The sequence below is a fragment of the Microcoleus sp. K5-D4 genome (assembly GCF_036704575.1).
GTDB lineage: Bacteria > Cyanobacteriota > Cyanobacteriia > Cyanobacteriales > Microcoleaceae > Microcoleus.
The window spans coordinates 1-8,316 of the sequence record NZ_JAUBSD010000154.1; the positions used below are offsets into that span (position 1 = coordinate 1).

General features: G+C 47.2%; 6 protein-coding genes. 3 read left to right on the plus strand and 3 right to left on the minus strand.

Annotation, left to right across the window (positions count from 1 at the left end; translation table 11 throughout):
• The first annotated feature begins 259 nt into the window (after positions 1-259).
• Positions 260-499 carry a helix-turn-helix transcriptional regulator gene (locus QUA77_RS28115; protein ID WP_333041566.1) on the plus strand — a complete coding sequence of 80 codons (240 nt, stop codon included), beginning with the start codon at positions 260-262 and terminating at the stop codon, positions 497-499.
• A gap of 18 nt (positions 500-517) precedes the next feature.
• Here QUA77_RS28115 and QUA77_RS28120 read toward each other — a convergent pair whose 3' ends face one another.
• Together QUA77_RS28120 and QUA77_RS28125 are read right to left on the minus strand one after the other, a co-directional pair.
• Positions 518-1,630 (minus strand): diguanylate cyclase, encoded by a 1,113-nt coding sequence (locus QUA77_RS28120; protein WP_333453875.1) that lies wholly within the window; start codon positions 1,628-1,630, stop codon positions 518-520.
• A 398-nt stretch (positions 1,631-2,028) separates the two neighbouring features.
• Positions 2,029-2,523, minus strand: coding sequence for a DUF427 domain-containing protein (locus tag QUA77_RS28125; RefSeq protein ID WP_333453876.1), 495 nt, complete (start codon positions 2,521-2,523; stop codon positions 2,029-2,031).
• Between the two features lie 113 nt (positions 2,524-2,636).
• On the opposite strand from QUA77_RS28125, the gene QUA77_RS28130 reads away from it, so the two are divergent.
• Both QUA77_RS28130 and QUA77_RS28135 read left to right on the plus strand, forming a co-directional pair.
• Positions 2,637-3,917, plus strand: a complete 1,281-nt coding sequence (locus QUA77_RS28130; RefSeq protein ID WP_333453878.1) for a GH25 family lysozyme — start codon at positions 2,637-2,639, stop codon at positions 3,915-3,917.
• Positions 3,918-4,409: 492 nt separating this feature from the next.
• A complete protein-coding gene (locus QUA77_RS28135; protein ID WP_333453880.1) occupies positions 4,410-6,368 on the plus strand; it encodes a cation:proton antiporter domain-containing protein in 1,959 nt (652 codons plus the stop codon).
• Between the two features lie 48 nt (positions 6,369-6,416).
• Here QUA77_RS28135 and QUA77_RS28140 read toward each other — a convergent pair.
• The coding region (locus QUA77_RS28140) for a CHAT domain-containing tetratricopeptide repeat protein (RefSeq protein ID WP_333453882.1) at positions 6,417-8,316 on the minus strand (1,900 nt) is incomplete at its 5' end.

Here is an 8,316-nt window from a genome sequence, read left to right on the forward strand (position 1 = left end):
TAGCTGGTATTTATAATTATGAACTTTCTTTGAAGACAAATTAGCCATCGCCTGAGACTTTCGCAAGAGGTCTAATAATCCAGGAATTCAGACGCTGTTTGTAAGGCATAATCGATTCATGCTCCTTTCCAAAGGGGTTTTAGAGTCAGTCCTTGTACTTTCCACGGTTCTGGGCTGGCTATTAAACATATTGTCTAATCAATTTATTGTTTAGTCAAGATGCTTAAGCATCTTATAGAAAAAATGTGCGATCAAAGTTATGCCGAAAAAGCCCGTTCCGCGACCAGAAGATGAAGAGTCGCATTTGAAGAAGCTCAGGGAAGAACTGGAGATGAGTCAGGAAGATTTGGCGCGAGAGCTTGGCGTTTCGTCGCAAACCATCAGCCGTTGGGAGTTGGGAAAGAACGTACCCACGTTCACCGTCAAGCAGATGAAAGCTTTGGAGAAATTGCTGTCTAGCATCGGCAGGTCGATCGGCGATTTGCCAGATAATCTGTAATGGAAACGATTTTCCAATCTAAAATCCATCGGCATCTAAAATTACTCGATCGCGCCCTCGGTTTTTAGCTTGATAAAGCGCGCGGTCTGCCGCTGCAATCAAGTTTTTTTGTGCTGCGGATGATCGAGGAACCGTACTCGCTACCCCCAAACTCAGTGTCACGAGAGAACACACCTCTGAATTAACGTGTTCAATGTTTAGTTCTTTAATCCACACTCGAATTTTCTCTGCAATCCAGACAGCTATTTCCGGTGAAGTCCGAGGCAAAATCACTGCAAATTCTTCGCCTCCGTAACGGGCTACCAGACTCTCGCCCGAAACTTCGCCTGTTGAGTAATTTACCGCTTCCAAAATAGCTTGGGATACCTGCTGCAAGCAAGTATCTCCCGCCTGATGTCCATAAGTATCGTTGTATTTTTTAAAAAAGTCTACATCGCATAAAATTAAAGATAGTTCTGCTGCTGCTTCCGCCAATTCTTGCCACTTTTTATCTAAGTATTCGTTAAAACAGTGACGGTTGGCAACCTGAGTTAAGCCATCTAAGTTGGCAAGGCGATACAATTCGGAATTAGCTGCTTTTAATTGAGAATTAGCTGCTTCTAGCTCGGATTGCGTAAGCGATAAATTGTAATAAAGTTCGCTCATAGACCAAGTAGCTTGTTGGTGAATTTGGGATAAAGCTACCCACAGTTGATGCACGTCTAAAAGTCGGTAAACTTGAAGTTCTAACTGCACAACAATTGGCTCGTAAAGCAGTTCCGGCGGTCGCTGTACGGCTCGCTGAGCTGCCATGACAATTAAGGCTACTCCTGGTAAAATCAAAATATCGGTTTGAGCTATTTGATACAAGGCTATAATCGGTCTGCAAGCAAATATATCTACTCCGTAAGGGCGGCTCATGCGTTCCATAAATCGCCGACGCGATATCATCCCTAAAAATTCCCCATTTACGGTCAAGATAACTCCCGGAAGCAGCGGGTGAGCTTGAAAAAACCTAGCTACTTCTTTGGCGAGATATGAGGAGTCAACCTGAAAATTGAATAGAGCTAGATCCTTAAGAGTAGACTCTAAAGATAAATTTTTGGGTGAGTTTTCTGCCGAGTTAGACGGCTCAATAAATTCAACAGACACAGCGCAGATCCGAATAAATAATAAAGCAGCACCGAAGCTAGTGTCAACTATTAACTTATATTAGTATTTATTTGTTGCCATTGGTTGTATTATTTACTACACTATTTTTTATAAGGGAAGAAGCTGCTGCGTTCTTTTTTGTAGCTGCATTGCCTTGATTCATGCTCACTAAATTACAGATTTATTGAATAATTCTCATTATTTACTCAATTTTTTACTAGGGGCTTTTTACGGCGTAAAAAAATCGATTTCGGCGCCACTCTTCCGCTCATGGACGGTGCCGACAAACTCAAAAAACCGGGTTTTTAACCCTGGGTCGAGGCTGTAACGAGGTTTTCCATAAAAAAACGTGGTTTTTGCCCCTGTTCTCAACTCAAAATTCAACACTCAACCTTCCCTCACCACCCCCAAGTTTGTGGCCCTCCCTTAAACGGGCCGACAATATCTTTGGTAATCCAGCCACCGTAAAAATCCCCTGGTTGAGATTGCACTAATTCTCCGTCCACATAACAGGCATCCATCTTGCTGGGATAAAAAGCCACATAATCTTTAATAGCTACAAAAATCTGATTAGGATTGGGATAAAACCAAGCAGCATTTACTACTTCCTTTTCTCCCACCGTCACAGTGTAATAACCGGCTTGTCCCTTCCACTCGCACCAAGAACCCCGTAAAGTTTTGTGCAAATATTCCATTTTGATGTCATCGGGGCAGATATAGTAGGCAGGAGGGTGACTTGTCTCCAATACCCGCTGAGGACGGCGCGTGTCGGCGATCGTCACTCCATTAAAAATTATCTGTACGTGTTTGGTCGATTCCTCAAGCCGAGGGGGACGTGGGTAATCCCAAACAGACTCTTGACCAGGGCCGGGCTCTATCCGATCGAAGTTCATTTGCACCATCTCTCCTGCAAAAAAAACACTTAGCGACTTAGCATTACAATTTAATGTACCCTTAATCGAGTCGCTGCTTCAGAGCAAACCAGCTTTTCTCCACTCTTGGTAATATGAGTATTCGCGGTATAGATGTTTCCGACTACCAGCCCAATGTCAATTGGCAAGCAGTTGCCCGGGATGGTATTACCTTCAGTTTTGTCAAATCGACCGAGGGTGCAACGTTCGTTGCCCAAACTTTCGCCCGCAATTGGGCGGCCATGAAAGCGGCGGGGATTCAACGCGGCGCTTACCACTTTTTTCGACCTGCCAGCAGCATTCAAGGACAAATAGATTTGTTCTTGAAAACTGTAAAACTCGAACCGGGGGATTTGCCGCCAGTCTTGGATGTGGAAACTACAGGCGGTTTGAGTGTGGATCAATTGTGCGATCGAGCCGCAATTTGGTTAGAAGCAGTCGAAAAAGCCACGTTGATGCGGCCGATTATCTACACTTACCCCGGTTTCTGGGACAACCTGGGGACAAAACGGTTTGCCGATTACCCACTGTGGATTGCTCACTATACCACTGCTGAGGAACCTTGGGTTCCCGGCGGCTGGAAAACTTGGACTTTTTGGCAATACAGCGACACAGGCACTGTGTCAGGCGTCTCGGGCAATGTAGACACCAATATTTTTGAAAGCGTCCGAGAAGGCGCCGTAAGTTATAAAGTTGCAGACATCCAGAGGGAATTAAGAATTAAAGGTTTCTATCAAGGCGCAATGGACGGTAAATTTGGAGCTACCACCACAGCGGCGCTCATCTCGTTTCAGAAATCTCAGGGTCTCAATCCAGACGGCATTGCCAGCCTTAAAACCTGGGCCGCTTTGATGCGAAAATCTCCCAAAGTAGTTGTTCCCCCTCCAGCCCCGACACCCGTCCCGCAGCCGACTCCTGCTCCGACTCCCACTCCCATATCAGACGTGCGGCTGACTCAGGTATTCTCGTCTTATCAAGCTAAGGCTAGCCAAGATACTGCCTTAATTTGGCTGCAAAGTCAAGTTTCTACCTCTGTTTTAGGGGAATTTGCTCAAAAATGGCGGGCAACTACCTTACCTCCAGACAGTAATTTGCGATTGATAGATGTGGGCAAATTTTATCGCGGTTTAGCACAACAAGACCAAGCTTTAGATTGGCTGCAAAAACAAATTTCTCCGGCTATTATTGCCGAGTTTGCACAAAAATGGCGCTCTCAATCTATTGTCACTAATTCTCCGATTCGGCTGATAGATGCGTGCAAATTTTATCGGGCTGCACCAAACCAAAACCAGTCTTTAGATTGGCTGGAAGGGCGAATTTCGCCGACAATTCTATCGGAGTTTTTGCGCAGGTGGCAGAATGCCAGTCGATTATAGATTATAGATTTTAAATGTTAGATTGACTCTACAGATGAATCTTGCGATTTGAGATTTTAGATGAGAACTCTACTCTAAAGATGAGTCTGAGGGCGATCGATTTGAGATGTGAGCTTTTTGATTGGAGATTGACTCCACAGATCAATCTCGAAGTTGAAAGGCTCTATAATAGAAAAGCTGGCAAATCTTGCTATTTGAGATTTGAAATTGACTCCCCATCAAAATTAGTCAAATCCTCTCCCTCTGTGCCCGCATCCCATCGGACTCTCGAACATAACAGACAATCTCTCACTTAGCTACAGCTTACTCCCATCTTTGACGCCAAGAGAATTATCTGATAAAGTTAGAGCCAATATCAAGGTTTTTTAATCTTATTCGCAAAAATCCAGGGCCGTGCCGAGTTTGTAAGCTGCGCCGAAAATAGCGCCTGCACTCCAATTACCCGCGATCCAACATTTAAAACTAAGCGGGCAGCCTGTAACAATTGTATCTATGGAAATTCCCTTTAACATCACCCAGTTGATGGTCATGACCGTCATCTGTGGCATCAGCGCTCAAGTTCTCGCCGCTTATCTGAAAGTTCCGGCGATCGTCTTTTTGCTGTTGTTTGGCATTTTAGCCGGCCCAGACTGCTTCGGAGTGCTGCACCCGAATCTGCTGGGCAGCGGTTTGGAAGTTATGGTATCGCTTTGCGTAGCGTTAATTCTGTTTGAAGGTGGCTTGAATTTGGAATTGCGAGATTTGGGCAAAGTTTCCGGCAGCATCCGCAATTTAGTTACGGTAGGCACTTTAATTACGCTAATTGGCGGCGGAATGGCCGCACACTGGTTGGGGGAATTTCCCTGGCCGATCGCATTTTTGTATGCTTCTCTAGTAGTCGTCACAGGCCCGACGGTAATCGGCCCTTTGCTCAAACAAGTATCCGTTGACAAACAAGTTGCCGCCTTGCTAGAAGCAGAAGGCGTTTTAATCGATCCTGTCGGGGCAATTCTGGCAGTATTGGTGCTGAATATTATTTTGAATGGCAATGCTGATTTGCTGATTGTGTTCCGAGATTTAATCGTCCGACTCTTCGTTGGTGCAGTCATCGGGGCTGCGGGAGGTTGGCTGCTGGGATTCATTCTCAAGCGATCGCAATTTCTCTCGGAAGACCTCAAAAACTTAGTAGTTTTAGCCGGTTTGTGGGGGTTTTTCGGCTTAGCAGAAGAAATCCGCAGCGAATCGGGACTGATGGCAACAGTCCTCTCCGGCATCGTCCTCAGAGCCGCTGCTGTGCCGGAAGAAAGGCTGCTGAGGAGGTTTAAAGGTCAACTGACAGTCCTGGCTATTTCGATGCTGTTCGTGCTGCTGGCGGCCGATTTATCCCTCGCTAGTGTGGTCGCCCTCGGTTGGGGAAGTTTGTTTACAGTTTTAGCTTTAATGTGGGTAGTGCGGCCGATAAACGTTTGGCTGTGTACTTGGAATAGCGGACTGAATTGGCGGCAGAAATTATTTGTTTGTTGGGTAGCGCCGAGGGGAATTGTCTCAGCGTCGATCGCATCTTTATTTGCAATTTTGCTCACCCAGCGGGGAATCAACGGCGGCGACTCGATTAAAGCCTTAGTTTTCCTAACAATTATTATGACAGTTTTCGTCCAGGGACTAACGGCCGGACGGATCGCTCAACTGTTGGGCATCACCTCAAAATCTGCAACCGGTGCTGCAATTGTCGGGTCAAATCCTTTGAGCAGATTAATTGCTCGCTTGTTTCAAGAACGCGGCGAATCTGTGGCAATTATTGACACAAACCCCGAAGCTTGTGCACAAGCAGAACGAGAAGGTTTGCGGGTGTTTTTGAGCAGTGCTCTCGACCACAGCGTGTTAGAAGAAGCCGGACTGGAATCGATGGGAACTTTTCTGGCAATGACTAACAACGGCGAGGTAAACTTAGTGTTAGCTCAGCGAGCGGCCGAAGAGTTTGCACCGCCGAGGGTTTTGGCAATATTCCCCAAAGATCCGCAAGCAAATACGCCTGCTAATCAGAGTAAAATCAATCAAGCTTTTGTCTCCGATTTGTCGCTGAAGGATTGGAACGAATATTTGAATGACAGCGAAGTGAAATTGGGGGAAACTGAGTTAAAAACAGAGGGATTGCAGTTTCAGATTGCTCACTTACAAGCTTTGGTTAAAGCCGGGGATTGGGTGCCGCTGCTGCTGGAAAGGCAAGGATACTTGCAAGTAGTGTCGGCGACTCAGATTTGGCAAGCAGGCGATCGAATTATTTATTTGTTGTACGATCCGAAACCGAAATTGTTGAAAAGATTGTCTGGTTCGTCGCAGTCTCGTTTGACTTTGGAAAAGCATCAGGTAGTTGAAGAAGTGCCGATTCCTTCTCCGGTTTTAGAGCCGGTTTTGGAGTCAGCGGAAATAGCAAAGGATGCTAAAGTTTTGCAGCCGCCAGTTTCGCGATAGGGGCAGTATCCTCGATCGTACTCTGTAATCTGCTTGTCGCGATCGTCCTTACTCGGCCTCCCCAATTAAGGTGAACGCCGCCCAATTTCGCGGCTGGGGATGAGTTTTCATCGTGGTTAACATTGCTTGCCGCAATGCCTGTGCTTTGTCGGGATTATTTTGCAAGTTTTGATAAAATGCCTGCATCAATTCCGATGTCGGCGCATCGGGAACCGCCCATAAAGAAACAATTACACTCGGCACTCCTGCCGAAATCAAAGCGCGCGACAAACCAATTACTCCATCCCCGGTAATTCGGCCTTCTCCAGTGTTGCAAGCACTCAAAACGACTAAATTTGCTTGCAGTTTCATGTCAAAAATCTCTTCTGCGGTCAATAAGCCGTCATCGCTACCAGAAGGAGCAAGGGCGATCGCACTTCCCAATCCGCGCACATCATCCAGCAATCCATGCGTTGCCAGGTGAATAGTCGATGCTTGGGGCATTTTTTGAACGATCGCAGCTTTTGTACCTTGTGGGCCTGTGATGGCTTGAGTGTTGAGCAGAGGGGCGATCGCGAGCGCTTCGGCTTCGGCTCCAGGTAGAGGAGACAATTGCTGTTTGGGATCTCCGGGAGACAGAGGCACACTCGGCATGGTGGGATTGCCCAAGACTAGAGCGTTACCGCGACCGTTGGCTGGCTGACTGGCTAATTTCTGTCGTTGTTGTCGGGTTAAATCCAATACTTGAATCGAAGGGGCGGTGAGAATGGTGTGTTTTTGGATTAAGTAAGTGCCGCCAGAGTCTTGCAGGGCGGGGAAGGGAACCTGGAACAGGGAACCTTGGGGAATGAAAATGACATGGGCATTGGGGTCTTTGGGTAGGAGGCTGGCAATGGGATCGATCAGCAGTTGATGCAGTGTTGGTAAGTTGGGTTGGGGTTGAGTAGAGCCAAGACTGCTGCGACTGCGGACGGCGAGGAATTCTTGATTGCCCACGATTAAGCTGGCTAGAGAGGCGTTGTGTTGCTGCCAGAGGGGTTTGAGGTCTACCTCGCGGAATGTGATTTCGCCCGTGGGTTGAATCACCCAGATGTAGAGCGCGGATTCACGCCCTACTTCTTTTCCCTGAATCTTGAAGTCATCGTAGAGGATGGAATACTGCACCAAAGTGGCGTTCTGTGCTTTGGCGATTTGGCGAATTTGCTCCTGGTTCGGAGAAGTGTTAATCACCGGATTGGTAGAACCTGACGATAAGCGCTGTGTAAGTAGATCGACAAAGGCACGAGCGCGTCCCCGCTCGGCAATTTCTAACGCCGCGATCGGGTTATTCTGAGCCACCCGGACTATTTGTAAAGTCCGATAGGTGCGAGCTTGTGCTTCAAAGATGGAGACTTTATTCGCGTCGTTGGAGCCGAGCATTTGACGCATCGATTCCCAAACTTGAATCGCATTGACAAGCATTTTTTCAGCTTCTGTTGGGTTGCCAACTTTCAAGAACCCCGCTCCCAGGTTGTTGAGCGCCGTACCTTCCCCGTCGCGGTCTTTAATTTCGCGGGCAATGGCTAAACTCTGCTGTGAATAATCAATGGCTTTGGCCGAGTTGCCCAGAGATTGGTAAGCGAGTCCCAAATTGCTCAGTACCCCACCCTCCCCTTGGCGGTCTTTAAGTTCGCGGACGATGGCTAAACTCTGCTGTAAATACTCAATGGCTTTGGCCGAGTTGCCCAGAGATTGGTAAGCGAGTCCCAAATTGCCCAGTGCTACACCCTCCCCTTGGCGGTCTTTAATTTCGCGGGCGATGGCTAAACTCTGCTGTGTATACTCAATGCCTTTGGTATGGTTGCCCAGAGAGCGGTAAGCACTTCCCAAATTACCTAGTGCCGCAACTTCGTCTAGGCGGTTTTTAATTTCGCGTGCGATGGCTAAATGTTGCTGTGAATACTCAATGGCTTTGGCATAGTTGCCCAGA